The organism is Enterobacter quasihormaechei, from assembly GCF_004331385.1.
Taxonomy (GTDB): Bacteria; Pseudomonadota; Gammaproteobacteria; order Enterobacterales; family Enterobacteriaceae; genus Enterobacter; species Enterobacter quasihormaechei.
The window spans coordinates 441631-463351 of the sequence record NZ_SJON01000001.1 but is presented as its reverse complement, the minus strand read 5'-3'; the positions used below and the strand labels follow the sequence as shown (position 1 = coordinate 463351).

The following is a 21721-nucleotide window of genomic DNA, read 5'->3' as shown; positions in this document are numbered from 1 at the left end:
GGTTCGCCTTTCGTAGGCCGGGTAAGGCGAAGCCGCCACCCGGCATAACAATCCTAGCGACGGTTGCCGAAAATACGCAGCAGCATCAGGAACAGGTTGATGAAGTCCAGATAAAGCGTCAGCGCGCCCAGAATGGCGTGTTTGCGCAGGTTTGAACTGTCGCGAACATCAATTTGTTCACCAATGTTTTTCAGCTTCTGGGTGTCGTAGGCGGTTAAGCCAACGAAGATCACCACCCCGATATAGGTCACCGCCCACATCAGCGCTTCACTCTTCAGCCACAGGTTTACCAGCGACGCCAGCACAATCCCGATCAGCCCCATGAACAGCATGCTGCCGAAACCGCTCAGGTCGCGTTTCGTGGTGTAGCCGTACAGGCTCATCACGCCAAACATCCCGCCGGTTACCACAAACGTGCTGGCAATGGAGGAGTAGGTGTAGACAATGAAAATACTGGAGAGCGTCAGCCCGGTCAGCGCTGAATAGAGCATAAACAGCGTAGTCGCCATGCCCGCGCTGAGCTTGTGTACCAGCCCGGAGAGAACGAACACCAGCGCCAGCTGCGCAATGATCAGCCCAAAGAAGGTGATTTTGCTGGAGAAGACGAACATCATCAGTTCAGGCGTGTTTGCCGCATACCACGCGATAAACGCGGTAAGCAGCAAGCCGACCGTCATCCAGCCATACACCTGAGCCATGTAGGTTTGCAGCCCGCTACGGGTCTGCTGTACTATCGAATCGGAACGCGGAAATCGGTCCATGATTCACTCCTGATTAAGTAAACACACACGTTAAGACTAACACATCCTCATAAACCTGTTACCAGCGGCTGGCAGCCTGTTTGTCGCTGTCCCGCGATTCCACCCAGCGCTCGCCTTCCGGCGTCGCTTCACGCTTCCAGAACGGCGCTTTGGTTTTGAGGTAATCCATGATGAACTCCCCCGCCGCAAAGGCGCTTGTGCGGTGTGCGCTGGTGACGCCGACAAACACAATCTCTTCACCGGGCCACATTTCGCCGATGCGATGGATAACCGTCACGCGCCCCAGCGGCCAGCGGCCTCGCGCCTCTTCGACAATGGCCGCCAGCGATTTTTCGGTCATCCCCGGATAGTGCTCCAGCGTCAGCGCTTTTACGCTGTCGCCGAGGTTGTGATTACGCACTTTCCCGGTGAAGGTCACGACCGCGCCGTCTTCATCGCGCTCTGCCAGCCAGCTGTATTCGGTACCGACGCTAAAGCGTTCAGGGCCGACCAGAATTCGGGTGTCCGTCATCTTAACCCCCAGTGACCGGCGGGAAGAACGCCACTTCATCGCCGTCAGCCAGCGGGTGCGTAAATTCAACCAGCGTCTGATTCACGGCGGCCAGCAACTTGCCTTCATCCAGCGCCAGCGCCCAGCGGTCGCCCTGCGCCGCCAGGTGCGCACGCAGGGCGGCGACGTCTGCAAAAGCGCCGTCCAGCGTCAGGCTGTCGGTATTGACCAGCTCACGGACCTGGGCAAAAAAAAGCACCTTAATCATGGTTTTCCACCTTAAAATCACCGGATTTGCCGCCGCTTTTTGCCAGCAGACGCACCGGGCCAATCACCATATCTTTCTGTACCGCTTTACACATGTCGTAGATGGTCAGCGCCGCCACGGAGGCAGCCGTCAACGCCTCCATCTCTACGCCGGTTTTCCCGGTTAAGCGGCACAGAGATTCGATGCGCACGCGGTGATGCTCCGGCTGCGCCTGCAAATTCACTTCCACCTTGCTGAGCATCAGCGGATGACAGAGCGGGATGAGGTCCCAGGTACGCTTCGCGGCCTGAATACCGGCGATGCGGGCGGTCGCAAACACATCACCCTTGTGATGGCTGCCGTCGATAATCATCGCCAGCGTCTCCGGCAGCATGGTGACGAATGCTTCAGCACGCGCCTCGCGCACCGTTTCGGCCTTGGCGGAGACATCCACCATATGCGCTTCGCCAGCGGCGTTAATGTGGGTCAGTTGTGACATAGCTTATTTCTTTAAATGAGGATGGAAATTACACGGACGGGTGCGGGCATCCAGCTGCGGGGCAATAATATTTTCCCACGCGGTGCGGCAGGCTTTGGTCGAGCCCGGCATGGCGAAAATCAGCGTATTGTTCGCCATCCCCGCTACAGCACGGGACTGGAGCGTAGAGGTGCCAATCTCTTCAAACGAGAGCATGCGGAACACTTCGCCGAAGCCTTCCACTTCGCGATCGAACAGCGGAAGCAGCGCTTCTGGCGCCTGGTCGCCTGCGGTAAAGCCGGTGCCGCCGGTGATCAGCACCACCTGGACGTCGTCACTCGCAATCCACTGCGAAACCTGCGCGCGAATGGCGTAACGGTTCTCTTTGACGATCGCTTTATCAACAATCTGGTGTCCGGCTTCGTGTGCCGCCTCGCGCAGCCAGTGGCCGGAGGTATCATCCTCTTCACCACGACGATCGGAAACGGTAAGAATAGCAATGCGTGTCGGGATAAATTCCGCGCTTACCTGACTCATCTTCTGGTTCCTTCTAAAGCCTGATTACCCGCCGATATAGGACAGGTTCTGAGTAATGCCGGTGTTGCCCTGATGCAGGAAATGGGTCTGCTTTTTGTGCGTCAGCGCCTCGGAAATGCGTGCTTCAAGTGCGCCCTGTTGGGCATCGTCTTCCAGCAAATCGCGCAGTTCTACGCCACCATCCCCGAACAGGCAGAGGTGCAGCTTGCCAACGGAGGAGACGCGCAGGCGGTTGCAGCTGGCACAGAAGTCTTTCTCATAGGGCATGATCAGGCCGATTTCGCCTTCGTAGTCCGGGTGACAAAAGACCTGCGCCGGGCCGTCGCTGCGCTGGCGGATCTGGTGGATCCAGCCGCGTTTCAGCAGCTCGTCGCGCAGCACCATGCCGGAGATGTGATGCCGACGGAACAGATCGCTGCCCTCACCGGTCTCCATCAGCTCAATAAAACGCAGTTGAATGCGGCGCGGTTTGATCCACGCCAGGAAGGTGTCCAGCTGATGATGGTTCACATCACGCATCAACACGGTATTGACTTTGACCTTATCGAAACCGGCGGTGAACGCGGCATCGATGCCGTCCATAACCTGGCGGAACTTGTCCTGGCCGGTAATCGCGTGGAACTGACGGGCGTCAAGGCTATCAACGCTGACGTTAATCGCCGTTAGACCTGCATCGCGCCAGTTCGCTACGTCACGCGCCATGCGGTAACCGTTGGTGGTCACCGCAATCTGGCGGATACGTTCGTTTTCACGCACGGCGGCGATGATGTCTGGGAAATCACGACGCAGGGAAGGCTCTCCCCCGGTCAGACGCACTTTTTCCGTACCGAGTTCCGAGAACGCACGCGTGACGCGGCGTACTTCATCCACGGAGAGAAAGCCGTTGTTGGTGACGCTGCCGGGCTTGTAGCCATCGGGCAGGCAGTAGGTGCAACGGAAGTTGCACACGTCGGTAATCGACAAACGTAAGTAGAAAAACTTACGCGCGAAAGCATCAGTAAGTTGTGAAGCCATGTACACCTTTCCAGATCGGGAGGCACAGTCATTTCTTTCTGTACCCTGGTGGCAAATCCGCCACGGCCAAGGCGCCATATCTCTCGACACAGGCGCCAGGGCTAGAGTGTATGTTTTCAGTTTTGAAAACGTGGTTATGGCGATAGTAGCGTGGAAATCGCCACTTCGCCATTGTCGCTTTTCGCTATATAATCTTATACATAGCGATATTATCGTGCATTTTCCCTACAGAATACGCAAAAAGCGCGCTTTCGCATTGATATACGTCATTATGGATTGTGAGAGGCATCGTCTTTTAGGAGTAGTTGCGTTACTGTGACGCAAGCTAAACAGGATAAGGAATGGGTATGCGCAATCGCACTTTTGCGGATCTGGACCGCGTGGTGGCTCTTGGCGGGGGTCACGGTCTGGGACGGGTCATGTCGTCGTTATCGTCACTGGGCTCACGCCTGACGGGCATTGTGACAACAACGGATAACGGCGGCTCAACCGGGCGGATTCGACGTGCTGAAGGCGGGATCGCCTGGGGTGACATGCGCAACTGCCTTAACCAGCTCATTACGGAGCCCAGCGTGGCTTCAGCGATGTTTGAGTACCGTTTTGGCGGTAATGGCGAACTTTCAGGCCATAACCTTGGAAATCTGATGTTAAAGGCGCTGGATCACCTGAGCGTGCGCCCTCTGGAAGCGATTAATTTAATTCGGAACCTGCTTAAGGTGGATGCGTTTCTGATCCCGATGTCCGAACAGCCGGTGGATTTGATGGCGATCGATGCCGACGATCACGAAGTGTATGGTGAAGTGAATATCGACCAGCTTCTCCTGCCGCCAAAAGAGCTGATGACCTACCCCAGCGTACCCGCGACGCGGGAAGCGGTTGAAGCGATTGGCGAGGCCGATCTGATCCTGATTGGGCCGGGGAGTTTTTACACCAGCCTGATGCCGCTCCTGCTGGTCAAAGAGCTGGCGCAGGCGCTGCGCAGAACGCCTGCACCCATGGTCTATATCGGTAATTTAGGCCGCGAACTTAGCCCGGCGGCGGCGAGCCTGTCGCTGGCGGACAAGCTGAACCTGATGGAACAGTACGTCGGTAAGAAAATTATCGACGGCGTGGTGGTTGGGCCGAAAGTGGATGTGTCAGGGATTGGCGATCGCGTGGTGGTGCAGGAGCCGCTGGAAGCCAGCGATATTAAATATCGTCACGACCGCCACCTGCTGCGCGAGGCGCTGGAGAAAGCGATTCAGGAATTGGGTTAACAAAAACCCCGGTGGCGCTGCGCTTACCGGGGCTACAAAAGACGCTAAACCTGTAGGCCCGGTAAGCGCAGCGCCACCGGGCAAAAAACTCACGATGCCGCAATAAACAGATCCCGCAGCTGATGCAGCTGATCGCGGATTTGCGCAGCCTCTTCGAACTCCAGGTTCTGCGCGTGCTGCATCATCTGCCCTTCCAGCTCGTGGATCTTCTGCTGCAACGCTTTCGGCGTCAGCGCAACGGTATCCTCTTCCACCACTGAACGGGCCTTGCCGCGGCCTTTCGCTTTGGTCTTCGCTATGTTCTGACCCAGCGCCAGGATATCCACCACCTTCTTGTTCAGCCCTTGCGGCGTGATGCCGTGCTCTTCGTTGTAGCGCTGCTGTTTCTCGCGACGGCGCTCCGTTTCGCCAATGGCTTTGGCCATCGACGGGGTAATTTTATCCCCGTACAGAATCGCCTTCCCGTTGACGTTGCGCGCGGCGCGGCCAATGGTCTGGATCAGCGAGCGCTCAGAACGCAGGAAGCCCTCTTTGTCGGCGTCCAGAATCGCCACCAGCGACACTTCCGGCATATCCAGACCTTCTCGCAGAAGGTTGATACCCACCAGCACGTCGAACTCGCCCAGGCGCAGGTCGCGGATGATCTCCATACGCTCCACGGTATCGATATCCGAGTGCAGATACCGCACCTTCTCGCCGTGTTCTTCCAGATACTCCGTCAAATCTTCCGCCATACGTTTGGTGAGCGTGGTCACCAGCACGCGCTCGTTGATGGCGGAACGGGCACGGATTTCCGAGAGCAGATCGTCCACCTGCGTCGCCACGGGCCGCACCTCGATAATCGGATCCAGCAGCCCGGTCGGACGCACCACCTGGTCCACCACGTCATCACCGGATTTTTCCAGTTCGTAGTTGCCCGGCGTTGCCGATACGTAGATGGTCTGCGGGGCGAGCGCCTCAAATTCTTCAAACTTCATCGGACGGTTGTCCAGCGCCGACGGCAGACGGAAGCCGTACTCCACGAGCGTCTCTTTACGCGCCCGGTCACCGCGATACATCCCGCCGATCTGCGGGATCGTAACGTGAGATTCGTCGATCACCAGCAGGCCGTCCGCCGGAAGGTAGTCAAACAGCGTCGGCGGCGCTTCGCCTGGCCCGCGCCCGGAGAGGTAGCGCGAGTAGTTTTCAATGCCGGAGCAGTAGCCCAGCTCGTTCATCATCTCCAGATCGAACTGGGTACGCTGGCTCAGGCGCTGCTCTTCCAGCAGCTTATTGTTCGCCAGCAGCACCTTGCGGCGGTCCGCCAGCTCGCCTTTGATCTCTTCCATCGCCTGCACGATACGCTCGCGTGGCGTCACGTAGTGCGTTTTGGGGTAGATGGTGAAGCGCTGGATCACCGACTCGACGTGGCCGGTCAGCGGATCGAACAGCGACAGGCGTTCAACCTCTTCGTCGAACAGTTCAACGCGCAGCGCCATGTCGTCCGATTCCGCCGGGAAGATATCAATCACCTCACCGCGCACGCGGAAGGTCCCGCGCTGGAACGCCTGATCGTTACGGGTGTACTGCAACTCCGCCAGACGGCGCAAAATCGCCCGCTGATCGATAATCATCCCCTGCGTCAGGTGCAGCATCATCTTGAGATAGAGATCCGGATCGCCCAGGCCGTAGATCGCCGACACCGAGGCCACCACCACCACATCGCGACGCTCAAGCAGCGCCTTGGTCGCAGACAAACGCATCTGCTCGATATGTTCGTTCACCGAGGCATCTTTCTCGATAAACGTGTCAGAGCTGGGAACGTAGGCTTCCGGCTGGTAGTAGTCGTAGTAAGAGACGAAATATTCCACCGCGTTCTCGGGGAAGAACTCTTTCATCTCACCATACAGCTGCGCCGCCAGCGTTTTGTTCGGCGCGAGGACCATCGTCGGACGCTGGAGATCGGCAATGACGTTGGCAATGGTGAAGGTTTTACCCGAACCGGTTACCCCCAGCAGGGTCTGGTGCGCCAGCCCGTCTTCCAGCCCCTCTTCCAGGCGACGAATGGCCTCGGGCTGATCCCCGGAAGGACGGAAAGCAGAATTCAGTTTGAACGGTTTACTCATTGGCGACGACCTGATGACAGAATAAGCGGCAGGTGAGTAATTTTACTCGTTGTGGCCAGGATTGCCAGTAAAAAACACTGGATGAAAAACCAGTAGCGTGTCAGGATATTTAGCGTAGCACGGAGAGGATTAGTGCGTTCGCGAGCCAAATTTCGACTGTGACCCTATAAAACACCAGCCTCAGGGGGTTATCCCCAGAACTATTACTTTTTTAACATTTGTCAAGGGCGGTTATGAAAGTTTTATGGCAACAGGTCTCGCCGGGGTTGAGGGAATTGCTTTTATCTAATTCGTTAAAAAATATAGACTATTTCCTGAAGCCGCGTTTCGCATCAATTTGGGCGTAACCCGCGTATTCTCTCGCTTATCGCGTGTTTTCTAACTCTAATGCACAAGGTTATCCACAGGAATAGTGGATAACTGCCTCCAGCCCGTACAGCATGCACTCCCGCAAATTCCCGGTTTTTCCCACGAAGCGGCAATAAAATATTTTTATCACTCTTTTTTTCCTGGAAAACATTCATTTTTTCATAAGCGCCTGGCGAGATCTTAATCACATTTCCGTCATTTTCACTGCACCACAACCCGACATGCACGGCACCGGAAGCGTGCATTTCGAACAAACGTTGCGCTTTTAGCAGTGAGTTATTCCTAAAAACTGCCTTTTTTTAATCATTATGAAGTTCCTGGCAGGCGTTTTGCAGATATCAATCTGAGCATCACCCCACACATTTTTAAGGAGAGAAAGATGTTGAGTCTGCGTGCTGTAAATCAGTTTTACGGAAGCCAACATACGCTATGGAACGTGAATATCGATTTCCCGCAAGGCATCTGTACAGGCATCGTTGGCCTGCCTGGTATGGGTAAGTCCACGCTCATGAACTGCATTACCGGGAAAGTGCCCGTCGAGAGCGGCACCATCATCTGGCACGAGGCCGGTGCACCGCCGCGAAATTTGCTCAGTCCTGCCTCAGAATGTCCGGCGACGCCAACGATAGGCTACGTCCCGCAGGACCGGCGGATATTTTCCCAACTGACCGTCGATGAAAATTTGCATATCGCCATGCGGGCGACGGGGAAACCCGATCCGGCATTAAAAAATGAGGTATACGCCCTGTTTCCGGAGCTTTATACGCTGCGACAGATCCGGGCCTCTACGCTGTCCCCTGACGACCAGTATCAGCTCGCCCTCGCCAGCGCGCTGGTTAATCGCCCGCGCGTGCTGATCCTGGACGAGCCTATGCATGGCGCAGGACAACGTTTTGCCCGCAGGCTCGGGCAACTGCTGGTGCGGCTAAATCGGGAGCTGGGCATGACGGTGCTGTTAGCGGAGCAACAGCTGTCGTTCATCCGCCGGGTCGCGGATCGTTTCTGCATGCTTTATCGCGGGCGTAACGTGGCGCAGGGCCACGTTAACGAGCTGGATGACGATCTTATTGCCCACTGGATGGCGCGGGACATAAGGCGCTGAGGTCAAGATAGCGTCCGGTTTCCGCCTGCTCTGCGCCGTCGGCAAGCCACGGGATCTCCCCGAGGAACGGCGCAGGCAGCATTCGCTTCAGCGTCGCCAGATACTCAGCATGACGTTTACCCGGCGCAACCACGTCGTTGGCAATCCACCCAGCCAGACGCAACCCGGCCTGCTGCACCGCTTGGGCGGTCAGCATGGCGTGGTTGATGCAGCCAAGCTTCACGCCCACCACCAGAATGACCGGAAGCTGTTCGGCCTGCACCCAGTCAGCAAACGTCTGCTCGTCAGTCAGCGGGGTGAACCAGCCACCGGCCCCTTCCACCAGCACCCAGTTGGCCTGTGTTTCCAGAGCGCGTAACCCGGAAGAGAGAACCGAAAAATCAATCGGCCGATCTTCATCAGCGCTGACGATGTGCGGCGAGGTGGGTTCAGCAAAGGTATAGGGGTTTACCGCAGAATAGGCCAGCGCAAGGCTGCTGTTACGCTGTAGCGCCAGCGCATCGGTATTGCGTAAGCCTTCCGGCGTCATCTCGCTGCCAGAGGCCACGGGCTTGTACCCCGCCGTCGTTTTCCCCAGCAGACGCGCCGCCTGCAACAGCGCGGCGCTGGCAACGGTTTTACCGACTTCGGTGTCCGTGCCGGTAACAAAATAACGTTCAGTCACGTTCAATAATCCCATGAAAAAGATGATAAGAGAGCGGGAACTGGCCCCGTTCCTGCGGCCACGCCAGCTCCAGACGCTGGAGCTGGCCGCGGGTAAGGGGTTTCTTCTCCCGCCCGGCGTGCAGGTGCGTAGCGCCTATGCCCTTAAGAGAGCGCATGGCGCTTAACGCATCGCTAAATTCGAGGGTGACGGTCTGGACCACGCTGCGATAGCGCCAGCCTGCCAGCGCCTGAATGACCTGCTCGTGAGCGAGAAACCGGTTGGCGTGCGGCTGCTCGTCCACCGCCTTCCACGCCTGATTCAGCTCCGGCAACGAACTTTCCAGCAGGGTGGTAAAGGCCACCGTTCCGCCGGGACGCGCCATGCGGTAAAGCTCGCGTAGCGCCTGCGGCAGGCTGGCGCACCACTGCACCGCCAGATGGCTCCAGACGAGGTCAAACTGGGCATCCTCCAGCGGGATGGCCTCGATGTCAGCCACCAGATAGCGGTCTGCTGACTGCTGCTGGCGGGCTTCATCCAGCATCTGCGCGGATAAATCCAGCGCCGTCACGTGGCTGCCCGCTGCGCGCCAGTAGCGGCTGTTGCCTCCTGGCCCGCAGCCAGCGTCCAGCACCTGCGCAAACCGGCTCTCACCGAGCGCGGCCAGCAGCCCGCGCGCGCTCAGGCGTTGAAGTTCATCGTGCCGGGAATAGCTTTGCGCTGCCCGGCCAAACGCGGCGGCAACGGCCTGTTTATTGACAGGAGACATGCAGAGCCTCCAGAAGCGTATCGATATCCTGCGGCTCGTGCGCTGCCGTGAGCGTCAGACGCAAACGCGCCGTACCCGGCGGCACGGTGGGCGGACGGATCGCCGTTACCCACTGCCCGCGTTCTCGCAGCATCTGTGCCAGCGCCAGCGCGCGCGGGTTTTCACCCACAATCACGGGCTGAATGGCGCTGCGGGAGTCGGTTAGCCGGAAAGAAAGCTCGCTGACTCCCCGACGAAAACGCTGAATATGTTCAGCCAGACGCGCACGGCGTTCAGCGCCATCCTCGCTGCGGATCACGTCCAGCGAGGCAGACAGCGCCACGGCCTGCGCCGGGGGCATGCTGGTGCTGTAGATCAGGTGTCGGGCGAACTGCATCAGGTAGTCGGCCACCGGCTCGCTGCATAACACCGCGGCGCCGCTGACGCCAAAGCCTTTTCCAAAGGTGACCACCAGAAGTTCCGGCCTGACGCCCTGCTGATAAGCGCTTCCGCGTCCTTCCTCGCCGGTAACGCCAATGCCGTGGGCATCGTCAACCAGCAGCCAGGCGTTCTGCTGCTTTGCGGCGTCGTGCAGCGCGGCAAGGGGCGCGCTGTCGCCATCCATGCTGAAGATCCCTTCCGTTACCGCCAGCTGAAGTCCTGCGCAGGGTTTCCCCAGCAGGACGTTCAGATGAGCGGCATCGTTATGGGCAAAACGCCGCAGCTGTGCCGGGCTGAGGTGTGCCGCTTCAAGCAGGGAGGCATGGCTCAGGCGGTCCGCGATAATGCGGTCGTCTTTGCCCATCAGGGCGGCAATAACCCCCTGATTCGCGGCAAAACCGGAGATAAACAGCAGCGCTCGCGGGTAACCCAGCCAGTCGGCCAGCGCCTCCTCCAGCGCCTGATGCGCCGTGGTGTAGCCGCTGACGTGCCCGGAGCCACCGCTGCCCACGCCGTATCGTTCCGCGCCCTGCTGCCAGGCGCGGACGATGGCCGGATGCTGGCTCAGCCCGAGATAGTCGTTGCTGGAGAAATTACAGAACCGCCGGCCTTCCCGGGTGAGAAAACGGCCTGCGCCGTTTTCCACTACCCCGCGTACCCGAAACGCATCCGCTGCCCGACGCTCGTCGAGCGCGGAATTGATACGTGCCTGCCAGGTCATACGGCTGCCGCGTTGTAGAACTGGTCGGTGTCGGCGTTGAAAATCTGCTGCTCCAGCTCCTGCTGTTGCTCGTTATCCCCCGCCAGCACTTCTGTCTGGTGCGGGTTCAGCCCCAGCTTGCGGAACAGCTGGACGTCTTTGTCCTCTTCCGGGTTCGGCGTGGTCAGGAGCTTGCAGCCGTAGAAAATAGAGTTGGCCCCGGCCATAAAGCACATCGCCTGGGTCTGCTCGCTCATCTGCTCGCGACCGGCAGAGAGGCGCACGTAGGAGGTCGGCATCATGATGCGCGCCACCGCGATGGTGCGGATAAAATCGAAGGCATCCACGTCCTCGTTATCCGCCAGCGGCGTGCCTTTTACCTTCACCAGCATGTTGATGGGCACGCTTTCCGGCGGGGTCGGCAGGTTCGCCAGCTGTAACAGCAGGCCGGCACGATCTTTTACCGTCTCGCCCAGCCCCACGATACCGCCGGAACAGACCTTGATCCCCGCATCGCGCACTTTATCCAGTGTGTCCAGACGCTCCTGATAGGTGCGCGTGGTAATGATATTGCCGTAAAATTCCGGCGAGGTATCAAGGTTGTGGTTGTAGTAATCCAGCCCCGCCGCCGAGAGGCGCTGCGCCTGCTCCTCGTTCAGCGTGCCGAGGGTCATGCAGGCCTCAAGCCCCATCTCCTTCACGCCCTTCACCATCTGCTCCAGATAGGGCATGTCGCGGTCATGTGGATTCTTCCACGCGGCGCCCATGCAGAAGCGGGTCGAGCCGGCGTTTTTGGCCTTACGCGCGGAGTCGAGTACCTGCTCGACTTCCATCAGGCGTTCGGATTCGAGACCGGTTTTGTAGCGCGCGCTTTGCGGGCAATATTTGCAGTCTTCCGGGCAGGCCCCGGTTTTGATCGACAGCAGCGTGCTGACCTGCACATGGCGAGGATCGAAGTGCTGGCGGTGCACCTGTTGCGCTTCAAACATCAGCTCCAGGAAAGGTTTATTGAACAATTCAGTGACTTGCGACATCGTCCAGCGTGCGTGGTGAGCCATCGGGCTTCTCCAAAGGGTTTTGTTAATTGTCGGTTCGGTTTATACTTGTAAACCTAAAACTTTTCAGAATGGTTTACAAGTCGATTATGACCCAGGACGATCTCGCCTTCGACAAGCAGCATATCTGGCACCCTTACACCTCCACGACCCGCCCCCTTCCCGTCTATCCGGTGGCCTCTGCCCACGGCTGCGAGCTGCATCTCGCCAGCGGCGAGCGGCTGGTTGACGGAATGTCCTCCTGGTGGGCGGCGATCCATGGCTACAACCACCCGCGGCTGAACGCGGCGATGAAGGCGCAGATTGACCGGATGTCACACGTGATGTTTGGCGGGATCACCCATCAGCCTGCGGTCGATCTGTGTCGCCGCCTGGTCGCAATGACCCCCAACGCGCTGGAGTGCGTGTTCCTTGCAGATTCCGGCTCGGTAGCCGTGGAGGTGGCGATGAAAATGGCGTTGCAGTACTGGCATGCGAAGGGCGAAACGCGCCAGCGGTTTCTCACCTTCCGCAACGGCTATCACGGCGACACCTTCGGGGCGATGTCGGTGTGCGATCCGGACAATTCCATGCACAGCCTGTGGAAAGGCTATCTGCCGGAAAACCTGTTTGCACCAGCTCCGCAAAGCCGCTTTGACGGCGAATGGGACGAGAGGGACATGGTATGCTTCGCGCGGCTGATGGCGGCCCATCGCCATGAAATTGCCGCCGTTATTCTCGAACCGATTGTGCAGGGCGCGGGCGGAATGCGGATGTACCATCCCGAATGGCTGAAGCGCATTCGCAAGATGTGCGACCGCGAAGGTATTCTGCTGATTGCCGATGAGATTGCCACCGGCTTTGGCCGCACCGGGAAGCTTTTCGCCTGCGAATATGCGGGGATCGCACCGGATATTTTGTGCCTGGGTAAAGCGCTGACCGGCGGCACCATGACGCTCTCCGCCACGCTCACTACCCGGCATGTTGCCGACACCATTAGCGACGGCGACGCGGGCTGCTTTATGCACGGCCCGACGTTTATGGGCAACCCGCTGGCCTGCGCCGTGGCAAGCGAAAGCCTCGCCATTCTGGAAAGCGGCGAGTGGCAGGCGCAGGTGGCGGCGATTGAGGCGCAGCTGAAGCAGCAGCTGAGCGCGGCGGCGAATGCGGAATACGTTGCGGACGTCCGCGTGCTGGGCGCCATCGGCGTGATCGAGACAACGCATCCGGTAAACATGGCCGCATTGCAGCGCTTCTTCGTTGACCAGGGCGTGTGGGTGCGGCCCTTCGGCAAGCTGATTTACCTCATGCCGCCGTACACCATTTCTCCGGAGCAGTTACGCAAGCTGACCGACGCAGTGGTCAAAGCCGTTCACATGCCAGCGCATTTCACGATTTAGCCCCATGCGTTACACTTTCTGAATGAGTCAGTAACGAGGGAAATCGGATGAAAATCATCAGTAAAGATTTGCGCGACGGTGAAAAGCTGCCGGAACGTCACGTGTTTAACGGGATGGGCTATCAGGGGGATAACATCTCTCCCCATCTGGCGTGGGACGACGTGCCGCCGGGAACCAAAAGCTTTGTGGTGACCTGCTACGATCCGGACGCCCCGACCGGCTCCGGCTGGTGGCACTGGGTGGTGGCAAACCTGCCTGCGGATACGCGCGTGCTGCCGCAGGGGTCGGGCTCCGACCTGGTCGCCCTGCCAAACGGCGCCATACAGACGCGCACGGACTTTGGTAAAGCGGGCTACGGCGGCGCGGCGCCGCCAAAAGGGGAAACCCACCGCTATATCTTCACGGTGCACGCGCTGGACGTGGACAAGATTGAGGTCGACGAAGAGGCAAGCGGCGCGATGGTCGGTTTCAACGTCCATTTCCATACGCTGGGCAGCGCGTCGATCACGGCGATGTATTCATAAAAAAAGCCGGGTGGCTGCTACGCCTTACCCGGCCTATATTTCGCATTCGCAGGCCCGGTAAGCGCAGCGCCACCGGGCAAAAAATCACAGCACGGAAGGTAGCAGTCCTGCAAGGGTTCCTTCTTCCAGAAGCTGCATCGCCTTATCAATATCCGGCGCAAAGAAGCGGTCATCATCGTAGTGCGTAACGTGCTCGCGCAGCGTATGACGCGCCTGCTCCAGCAGCGGACTGGATTTAAGCCCTTCGCGCAGATCGATACCCTGACACGCCGCCAGCCATTCTACTGCCAGCACGCCACGGGTGTTGGAGGCCATCTCCCACAGTCGACGCCCGGCAGCCGGGGCCATCGATACGTGATCTTCCTGGTTCGCGGAGGTTGGCAGGCTATCCACGCTGTGCGGATGCGACAGCGCTTTGTTCTCGCTTGCCAGCGCCGCGGCGGTCACCTGGGCGATCATAAAGCCCGAGTTCACCCCGCCGTTGCGCACCAGGAACGGCGGCAGCTGGGACATATGTTTATCCATCATCAGCGCGATGCGACGTTCGGACAACGCGCCCACTTCGGCAATCGCCAGCGCGATATTATCCGCCGCCATTGCCACCGGCTCGGCGTGGAAGTTGCCGCCGGAAACCACCTCATTTTCCTGAGCAAACACCAGCGGGTTGTCGGAGACCGCATTGGCCTCCACCAGCAGCACCTCTGCCGCCTGGCGCAGCTGCGTCAGGCATGCGCCCATCACCTGCGGCTGACAGCGCAGGGAATACGGATCCTGCACCTTCTCACAGTTATGGTGTGAATCCGCAATCTCACTCGTGTCGGTAAGCACGTGGCGGTACATCGCCGCGGCGTCAATCTGCCCGCGCTGGCCGCGTACCGCGTGAATACGCGCGTCAAACGGACGACGTGAGCCGAGCACCGCCTCGGTGGTCAGCGCACCGCAGACCACCGCGGAGGCGAACAGATCTTCCGCTTCAAACAGGCCGCGCAGCGCAAAGGCCGTCGACGCCTGGGTGCCGTTAAGCAGCGCCAGCCCCTCTTTTGCCGCGAGGGTGATTGGGGTTAAGCCAGCTTTTGCCAGCGCCTCTTTCGCAGGCAGCCACGCGCCCTGCCAGCGCGCTTTGCCTTCACCCAGCAGCAGCAGCGACATATGCGCCAGCGGCGCCAGATCGCCGGAGGCGCCGACGGAACCTTTCGCCGGGATCCACGGGTAAACTTCCGCATTGACCAGCGCCATCAGCGCCTGGATCACACTCAGGCGAATGCCGGAAAAACCGCGCGCCAGGCTATTGATTTTCAATACCATCATCAGGCGGACAATCTCATCATCCAGCGGCTGGCCAACCCCCGCCGCGTGCGACAGCACCAGCGAGCGCTGTAGATTCTCCAGATCGTGGGTAGCGATGCGGGTCTGCGCCAGCAGGCCAAACCCGGTATTGATGCCGTAGGCGGTGCGTCCTTCGGCAACAATCGCTTCTACGCAGGCGACGCTGTCGTTTATTGCTGCGTGGGCGCTTTCATCCAGCGAAAGGGTGACCGGCTTACGCCAGACGTTACGCAGCTGTTTGAGCGTCAGAGAGCCGGGAGTCAGTGTTAAGGCGTTCATGCAGGCTTTCCTTGTGTGGCGTGGATCATCGGCAGGTTCAGACCCTGCTCTTTGGCACAATCAATGGCAATCTCGTAACCCGCATCCGCATGGCGCATCACGCCGGTTGCCGGGTCGTTATGCAGTACGCGGGCAATACGCGCCGCCGCTTCGTCGGTACCGTCACAGACAATAACCATCCCCGAGTGCTGGGAGAAGCCCATCCCGACGCCGCCGCCGTGGTGCAGCGACACCCAGGTCGCACCGCTGGCGGTATTCAGTAAAGCATTCAGCAGCGGCCAGTCGGAAACCGCATCCGAGCCGTCGCGCATGGCTTCGGTTTCACGGTTCGGACTGGCGACGGAGCCGGAGTCCAGGTGATCGCGACCAATAACAATCGGCGCGGAGACCTCACCGCTGCGCACCATTTCGTTAAAGGCCAGGCCGAGTTTTTGCCGCCACTCCAGCCCGACCCAGCAGATACGCGCCGGTAAGCCCTGGAAATTAATGCGCTCGCGCGCCATATCCAGCCAGCGGTGCAGGTGTTCGTCGTCGGCAACAATTTCCTTCACTTTGGCATCGGTTTTGTAGATATCTTCCGGGTCGCCGGACAGGGCAACCCAGCGGAACGGCCCGATGCCGCGACAGAACAGCGGACGAATATAGGCGGGCACGAAGCCCGGGAAGTCAAAGGCGTTATTCACACCCATCTCTTTCGCCATCTGGCGGATGTTATTCCCGTAATCAAAGGTTGGAATACCCATCTGGCTGAAGGCCAGCATCGCGGAGACGTGTTCCGCCATCGAACGCTTCGCCGCCAGCACCGTGCCTTCAGGATCGGTTTCCGCTTTTTGCTGGTAGTCTTCCCACGTCCAGCCTTTTGGTAGATAGCCGTGGAGCGGATCGTGGGCGCTGGTCTGGTCCGTAACCAGGTCCGGACGCACGCCGCGCGCGACCAGTTCAGGAAGAATATCCGCCGCATTGCCGCACAGGGCAACCGACACCGCTTTTCCTTCGGCGGTGTAGCGTTTGATGCGCGCCAGTGCGTCATCGAGGTTGTCGGCCTGTTCATCGACGTAACGGGTACGCAGACGGAAATCGATACGGCTCTGCTGGCACTCAATATTTAGCGAGCACGCGCCCGCCAGCGTGGCGGCCAGCGGCTGGGCACCGCCCATGCCGCCCAGTCCGGCGGTAAGCACCCAGCGGCCTTTCAGCGAGCCGCTGTAGTGCTGGCGACCCGCTTCCACGAAGGTTTCATAGGTGCCCTGCACAATCCCCTGGCTGCCGATGTAGATCCAGCTACCGGCGGTCATCTGGCCGTACATGGCCAGCCCTTTCGCGTCCAGCTCGTTAAAGTGCTCCCACGTCGCCCAGTGCGGCACCAGGTTGGAGTTGGCTATCAGCACCCGTGGCGCATTTTTATGGGTTTTGAATACGCCGACCGGCTTGCCGGATTGCACCAGCAGCGTTTCGTCGTTTTCGAGATTCGTCAAAGAGTCGACAATGGCGTCATAGCACGCCCAGTTGCGCGCGGCGCGGCCAATACCGCCGTAGACCACCAGCTCGTGGGGATTTTCAGCCACCTCAGGATCGAGGTTGTTCATCAACATGCGCAGCGGTGCTTCGGTGAGCCAGCTTTTTGCGGTGAGCGTGGTGCCGCGCGGGGCGCGGACATCCTGCTTGCGGTATTTATCTGACGACATTGTGTGTTCCTCATTCGGGACAGGTGATGCATTTAGATATACTTGTATAGACAAGCACACACAAGGCCGGATTTAACAAAAAAGATACAATTTTGCTATATTGCGTTAGCGATCACGCTTATAAAACTTATGACATAAAATGGCCCTGTAACCGGTAGCGATCCCCCGGGAACAGCAGCTTCGCATGCGACACAATGTACGTGGACGACCAGGTTCGACGGCGGATCAGCAGGCAGGGATCGTGCTCTTTAATGCGCAACAGCTCGCACTCTTGCGGGGTCGCGCGCACGGCCTCCACGATATGCTCCCCTTCCGTCAGCGGGGCGACGAGCGAGAGATACGCGTGCGGCGTGGTTTGGGTGTAATCCTGGTTCAGGTAGTCCGGTATCCGCTCCGCGTTGACGCAGCGATCCTCAATCTGGACAGGAATGTCGTTCTCATAATGCACCATCACCGAATGAAAAATTCGCGTGCCCTCTTTAACGTTCAGCTCAATGGCCTGCTCGGCACTGGCCTGCGTCTCTTCAAGCACCAGCACCTCGCAGTGGTGCTGATGGTTACGGGCGGCAATTTCATCGGCAATGCTGCGGATTTCAAACAGCGCCGACTGCCCTTTGGGCTCGGCCACGAAGGTCCCGACGCCCTGCAAACGCACCAGCAATCCCTCATCGGTAAGTTCCCGCAGCGCCCGGTTGATGGTCATCCGGCTAAAGCCAAACTGTGCGACCAGTTCGGCTTCGGAGGGAATACGATCGTGCGGACGCCAGACGCCGGCAGCAATTTTTTCGCTGATCGCCTTTTTCACCTTCTCATAAAAAGGTGCGGGTGGGCTGGAGGGTTGCTGCGGTGAGCGTGAAAACATGCTGACTCCTGTAATGTGTTATGCCCACCAGTGAGCAATTTGCCAGGCCAGTCGGGCAGCAAGCTTCGCCCTCTGACCGTCCCGGTCGTAGTGCGGATTATATTCCACCAGATCCGCCGCCTGTAGTTTACCGCTTCGGCAGATACGCTCAATCACCGGTAACAGATCCAGCGCCGGGATCCCCAACGCCGCAGGGGCCGACACGGCGGGCATTTCTGCGGCGGGCAGCACATCGAGGTCAACGGTAAGATAAACCCGATCTGCCTGCGCAAGCACGCTATCCAGTGCGGATAACGCGTCGCGGCGAAAATCAATATCTTCAACCAGCGTAACGTTCAGCCGCCCGGCTTCCTCCCACAGCGCCTGAGTATTCGCCGCGCGGCTGACCCCCAGGCAGGCGTAGAGAAAGTCCCGCGACTGCGACGCGCAGTACTGCGCCAGCTGGCGGAACGGCGTGCCGGAGGTGGCCCGCTCGGCCTTGCGCAAATCAAGGTGCGCATCCAGGTTAATCACCGCAACGCGATCCTGCGGAAAAGCGTCCAGCACGCCGCGCCCGTGCGCCCAGGCGGTTTCATGTCCACCGCCGAAAACAAGAGTACGCATCCCGGATTGCTGGCACGTGGTTATGGCCTCGCTCAGCGCCTGCTGCGCCGCCTCCAGATCATTGCCCTCAACGTAAATGGAGCCCATATCCACGAGACGCGCATGTCCCTGATGGCTTGCCATATTCGCCAGCGCGCCGCGCAACGCATCGGGCGCCCGTGCAGCGCCGGGCCTGCCCTGGTTACGCTTTACGCCTTCATCACATTCAAAGCCCATCAGGGCGATGCCCGACGGTACGGGTGAAAAGCGTTCGCGCTGCTGTATGGTCTGGAAGAGACGTTTTGCGGTGCTGGACTCGGCGCTGTCGTCACGTCCCTGCCACACCTGAGGGGAAACGGGATGCCACAATTTCATGCTACCTGCCCCCGAAACACGCGTTGATATAAAGGATTCCGCCCCGGCTCATAAACCATCTCAACCGGATGGTCCGCCTCCCAGACCACGAAATCAGCCACATAACCCGCCCTTAACTGCCCGTGCGTCTCACCACGTCCTAACGCCTGCGCCGCATGGCGCGTCACGCCAGCCCAGGCCTCTTCCGGCGTGAGGCCAAACTGGACGCAGGCCATGTTCATCGCCAGATGCAGGCTGGCAAACGGACTGGTGCCCGGGTTGTAGTCGGTGGCGACGGCCATCGGCACACCCTGCTTTCTGAGCTGCGCCACCGGTGGACGCTGGCGTTCCTGAAGAAAATAGAACGCGCCGGGGAGCAATACCGCCACCGTACCGCTTTGCGCCATTGCCTGAATACCCGCGTCATCGAGATACTCAATATGATCGGCCGACAGCCCTTTATACTGGCTGACCAGCGCCGCACCGCCCAGATTCGACAGTTGCTCCACATGCCCTTTTACCGGAATACCGAGCGCGGTGGCGGCCCGGAACAGGCGCTCGGTTTGCGCCGGCGTAAAGCCGACGTTTTCACAAAACACGTCCACCGCTTCAAACAACTCTTTTTGCCACAGCGCGGGCACGATCTGCTCACAGACCAGCGTCAGATACGCATCCGGATCCTGTCGGTACTCCGCGGGGACGGCGTGCGCGGCCAGCAGCGTCGGGCTGATATCGACCTGATTGTTCAGGCTGAGCTGGCGGGCAACCCGCAGCATTTTCTCTTCGGCTTCGGCATTCAGTCCGTATCCCGATTTGATTTCAACGGTCGTTACGCCTTCATTCATCAACCGCTGGAGCCGCTGCTGTGCCACGGTCAGCAGCGTTTCCGGCGAACTATTGCGGGTGGCCGTGACCGTGGCGTTAATGCCGCCGCCCTGCTCGCTGATACGCTGATACGACACGCCGTTAAGCCGTTGCTCCCATTCCGCTGCGCGATCGCCGCCGAACACCAGATGGGTGTGGCAGTCAATCAGGCCGGGTGTCACCAGACGTCCATGGAGATCGACACACTGGGAATGCCCGGAGGGAACCTCTGAATCAGGGATAACGGCCAGGATCGTCTGGCCGCGCACGACGAGGGCATGATGCGCCTTCAGGCCATAAGGTTCCGGCTCGCCTGCGGCCAGGGTTGCCAGTCGCGCATTTCGCCATATCACATCGTCGGGATGAAGCTGCTGCATGTGCCTTCCACTTGTCATGGGTTGTATAGACATTTATTTTCATCTGTCGCCTGCTGTCAACCGCCTTGTGGGAAAATGTTATTTATTTGTGATGACTTTCCCGTCACCTCAGGGCAAAAATGCAACTTTTGCCCTTTTTATCTTCCCGTTTCGCTCAACTTAGTATAAAAAAGCAGGCTATTTCGTCTATCCAGATAAGACTTGCATACCCAGGAGCATTACCTTGACTATATCCAGGATTTCCCGTCTGGCGTTGGCACTTGCCTTTGGCGTGACTTTATCCGCTTGCAGTTCAACTCCACCGGATCAGCAACCTTCTGAGCAGGTTGCTCCGGGCACCGCTTCCCGTCCGATCCTGTCAGCGGATGAAGCGAAGAACTTCACCCGTGCGCACTACTTCTCGGCGATGGATCCTAATGCAGCCCCGTGGACGCCTTCTTCTATTAATCTGCCGAAACAGCCAGACTTCGTCGTGGGTCCGGCCGGGGCGCAGGGCGTGACGCACACCTCCATTCAGGCAGCCGTTGATGCTGCCATCACCAAGCACAGCGCATCTCGTCAGTACATTGCCATCCTGCCGGGTGAATACGAAGGAACCGTTTACGTTCCTGCCGCGCCGGGAAGCATTACGCTTTACGGCCTGGGTGAAAAAGCGGTCGACGTGAAAATTGGCCTGGCGATTGATTCCGAAATCGACAGCACCACCTGGCGTCATCTGGTGAACCCGGCCGGTAAATACATGCCAGGTAAACCGGCGTGGTATATGTTTGATAACTGCCAGAGCAAGCGTGCCGCCACCATTGGCGTGATGTGCTCTGCGGTATTCTGGTCACAGAACAACGGCCTGCAATTGCAGAACCTGACCATTCAGAACACCCTGGGGGATAGCGTTGACGCGGGTAATCACCAGGCCGTGGCGCTGCGCAGCGATGGCGACAAGGTACAGATTAACAACGTCAATATTCTGGGCCGCCAGAACACCTTCTTCGTGACCAACAGCGGCGTGCAGAACACCCTTCAGAACAACCGTCTGACGCGTACTCTGGTGACCAACAGCTACGTTGAAGGCGACGTGGATATGGTCTCTGGCCGCGGTGCGGTGGTGTTTGAGAACACCGATTTCCGCGTGGTGAATTCTCGCACTCAGCAGGAAGGTTACGTGTTCGCACCGGCCACGCAGTCCAACCTGTTCTATGGTTTCCTGGCCGTGAATAGCCGCTTTACTGCGGCTGGCGATGGCGTTGCCCAGCTTGGTCGCTCTCTGGACGTAGACTCTGCCACCAATGGCCAGGTCGTGATCCGCGACAGCATGATTAATGAAGGATTTAACATGGCGAAACCGTGGGCGGATGCGGCGATCTCGAAACGTCCATTCTCCGGCAACACGGGCACGGTGGATGATAAAGAGAACGTGCAGCGCAACCTGAACGACGCTAACTTCAACCGCATGTGGGAATACAACAACCGCGGTCTGGGCAGTAAAGTGGTTGCTGAGCCGAAGCAGTAAGCTGTTTTGCCGGGTGGCGGCTTCGCCTTACCCGGC

Annotated in this window: 21 protein-coding genes and 1 riboswitch; of the genes, 5 read left to right on the top strand and 16 right to left on the bottom strand. The window is 59.0% G+C overall.

Going from position 1 to position 21721, the window contains the following annotated elements:
* Positions 1 to 53: 53 nt before the first annotated feature.
* The 6 genes from E0L16_RS02245 to moaA form a co-directional block, all read right to left on the bottom strand.
* Positions 54 to 761: a Bax inhibitor-1/YccA family protein gene (locus tag E0L16_RS02245; RefSeq protein WP_063866155.1), complete on the bottom strand. Its 708-nt coding sequence runs from the start codon at positions 759 to 761 to the stop codon at positions 54 to 56.
* A gap of 58 nt (positions 762 to 819) precedes the next feature.
* Positions 820 to 1272, bottom strand: coding sequence for a molybdopterin synthase catalytic subunit MoaE (gene moaE, locus E0L16_RS02240; RefSeq protein WP_107534963.1), 453 nt, complete (start codon positions 1270 to 1272; stop codon positions 820 to 822).
* 1 nt (position 1273) lies between these two features.
* On the bottom strand, positions 1274 to 1519 hold the full coding sequence (gene moaD, locus E0L16_RS02235) for a molybdopterin synthase sulfur carrier subunit (RefSeq protein WP_063449300.1): 246 nt from the start codon (positions 1517 to 1519) through the stop codon (positions 1274 to 1276).
* A complete protein-coding gene (moaC, locus tag E0L16_RS02230; protein WP_063449301.1) occupies positions 1512 to 1997 on the bottom strand; it encodes a cyclic pyranopterin monophosphate synthase MoaC in 486 nt (161 codons plus the stop codon). Before moaC ends, moaD begins: the two co-directional genes overlap by 8 nt.
* A gap of 3 nt (positions 1998 to 2000) precedes the next feature.
* Positions 2001 to 2513 (bottom strand): molybdenum cofactor biosynthesis protein B, encoded by a 513-nt coding sequence (gene moaB, locus E0L16_RS02225; protein ID WP_063449302.1) that lies wholly within the window; start codon positions 2511 to 2513, stop codon positions 2001 to 2003.
* A gap of 24 nt (positions 2514 to 2537) precedes the next feature.
* The gene (moaA, locus tag E0L16_RS02220) at positions 2538 to 3527 is read right to left on the bottom strand and encodes a GTP 3',8-cyclase MoaA (protein ID WP_063866152.1); all 990 of its coding nucleotides are present in this window, start codon (positions 3525 to 3527) and stop codon (positions 2538 to 2540) included.
* A riboswitch (molybdenum cofactor riboswitch) is annotated at positions 3515 to 3648 on the bottom strand. (Overlaps the previous gene by 13 nt.)
* Before the next feature lie 226 nt (positions 3649 to 3874).
* Here moaA and yvcK point away from each other — a divergent pair.
* Positions 3875 to 4783, top strand: coding sequence for a uridine diphosphate-N-acetylglucosamine-binding protein YvcK (gene yvcK / locus E0L16_RS02215; RefSeq protein ID WP_063866505.1), 909 nt, complete (start codon positions 3875 to 3877; stop codon positions 4781 to 4783).
* Positions 4784 to 4872: 89 nt separating this feature from the next.
* On the opposite strand, the gene uvrB is transcribed toward yvcK, so the two are convergent.
* Complete coding sequence (gene uvrB / locus E0L16_RS02210) at positions 4873 to 6888, bottom strand: excinuclease ABC subunit UvrB (RefSeq protein ID WP_063449304.1); 2016 nt, start codon at positions 6886 to 6888, stop codon at positions 4873 to 4875.
* A gap of 748 nt (positions 6889 to 7636) precedes the next feature.
* Here uvrB and E0L16_RS02200 point away from each other — a divergent pair.
* On the top strand, positions 7637 to 8359 hold the full coding sequence (locus tag E0L16_RS02200; RefSeq protein WP_063866151.1) for an ABC transporter ATP-binding protein: 723 nt from the start codon (positions 7637 to 7639) through the stop codon (positions 8357 to 8359).
* Here the strand turns inward: E0L16_RS02200 and bioD are convergent.
* From bioD to bioB, 4 genes are read right to left on the bottom strand one after another with little or no spacing between them, the layout of a single operon-like run.
* On the bottom strand, positions 8322 to 9023 hold the full coding sequence (bioD, locus tag E0L16_RS02195; RefSeq protein ID WP_203464331.1) for a dethiobiotin synthase: 702 nt from the start codon (positions 9021 to 9023) through the stop codon (positions 8322 to 8324). The two genes, E0L16_RS02200 and bioD, sit on opposite strands and share 38 nt — an antisense overlap.
* On the bottom strand, positions 9016 to 9771 hold the full coding sequence (gene bioC, locus E0L16_RS02190) for a malonyl-ACP O-methyltransferase BioC (protein ID WP_063866148.1): 756 nt from the start codon (positions 9769 to 9771) through the stop codon (positions 9016 to 9018). Before bioC ends, bioD begins: the two co-directional genes overlap by 8 nt.
* Positions 9755 to 10912 (bottom strand): 8-amino-7-oxononanoate synthase, encoded by a 1158-nt coding sequence (bioF, locus tag E0L16_RS02185; RefSeq protein ID WP_131636211.1) that lies wholly within the window; start codon positions 10910 to 10912, stop codon positions 9755 to 9757. Before bioF ends, bioC begins: the two co-directional genes overlap by 17 nt.
* Positions 10909 to 11949 carry a biotin synthase BioB gene (gene bioB / locus E0L16_RS02180; protein ID WP_063866146.1) on the bottom strand — a complete coding sequence of 347 codons (1041 nt, stop codon included), beginning with the start codon at positions 11947 to 11949 and terminating at the stop codon, positions 10909 to 10911. Before bioB ends, bioF begins: the two co-directional genes overlap by 4 nt.
* Before the next feature lie 86 nt (positions 11950 to 12035).
* Between bioB and bioA the strand changes: the two genes are divergently transcribed.
* Both bioA and E0L16_RS02170 read left to right on the top strand, forming a co-directional pair.
* A complete protein-coding gene (gene bioA / locus E0L16_RS02175) occupies positions 12036 to 13325 on the top strand; it encodes an adenosylmethionine--8-amino-7-oxononanoate transaminase (RefSeq protein ID WP_427854516.1) in 1290 nt (429 codons plus the stop codon).
* 47 nt (positions 13326 to 13372) lie between these two features.
* A complete protein-coding gene (locus tag E0L16_RS02170) occupies positions 13373 to 13849 on the top strand; it encodes a kinase inhibitor (protein ID WP_131636209.1) in 477 nt (158 codons plus the stop codon).
* Positions 13850 to 13933: 84 nt separating this feature from the next.
* Here E0L16_RS02170 and hutH read toward each other — a convergent pair whose 3' ends face one another.
* The 5 genes from hutH to hutI all read right to left on the bottom strand — a co-directional run bounded on the left by hutH (position 13934) and on the right by hutI (position 20178).
* Positions 13934 to 15454, bottom strand: a complete 1521-nt coding sequence (hutH, locus tag E0L16_RS02165) for a histidine ammonia-lyase (RefSeq protein WP_131636208.1) — start codon at positions 15452 to 15454, stop codon at positions 13934 to 13936.
* On the bottom strand, positions 15451 to 17139 hold the full coding sequence (gene hutU / locus E0L16_RS02160; protein WP_131636207.1) for a urocanate hydratase: 1689 nt from the start codon (positions 17137 to 17139) through the stop codon (positions 15451 to 15453). The genes hutH and hutU overlap by 4 nt, the downstream gene beginning before the upstream one ends.
* Before the next feature lie 127 nt (positions 17140 to 17266).
* On the bottom strand, positions 17267 to 18001 hold the full coding sequence (locus E0L16_RS02155) for a histidine utilization repressor (protein ID WP_131636206.1): 735 nt from the start codon (positions 17999 to 18001) through the stop codon (positions 17267 to 17269).
* 18 nt (positions 18002 to 18019) lie between these two features.
* Positions 18020 to 18958: a formimidoylglutamase gene (gene hutG / locus E0L16_RS02150; protein WP_131636205.1), complete on the bottom strand. Its 939-nt coding sequence runs from the start codon at positions 18956 to 18958 to the stop codon at positions 18020 to 18022.
* Positions 18955 to 20178 (bottom strand): imidazolonepropionase, encoded by a 1224-nt coding sequence (gene hutI / locus E0L16_RS02145; RefSeq protein WP_063449316.1) that lies wholly within the window; start codon positions 20176 to 20178, stop codon positions 18955 to 18957. Before hutI ends, hutG begins: the two co-directional genes overlap by 4 nt.
* A gap of 223 nt (positions 20179 to 20401) precedes the next feature.
* On the opposite strand from hutI, the gene E0L16_RS02140 reads away from it, so the two are divergent.
* Positions 20402 to 21685, top strand: a complete 1284-nt coding sequence (locus E0L16_RS02140) for a putative acyl-CoA thioester hydrolase (protein WP_131636204.1) — start codon at positions 20402 to 20404, stop codon at positions 21683 to 21685.
* The last annotated feature ends 36 nt before the right edge of the window (positions 21686 to 21721 follow it).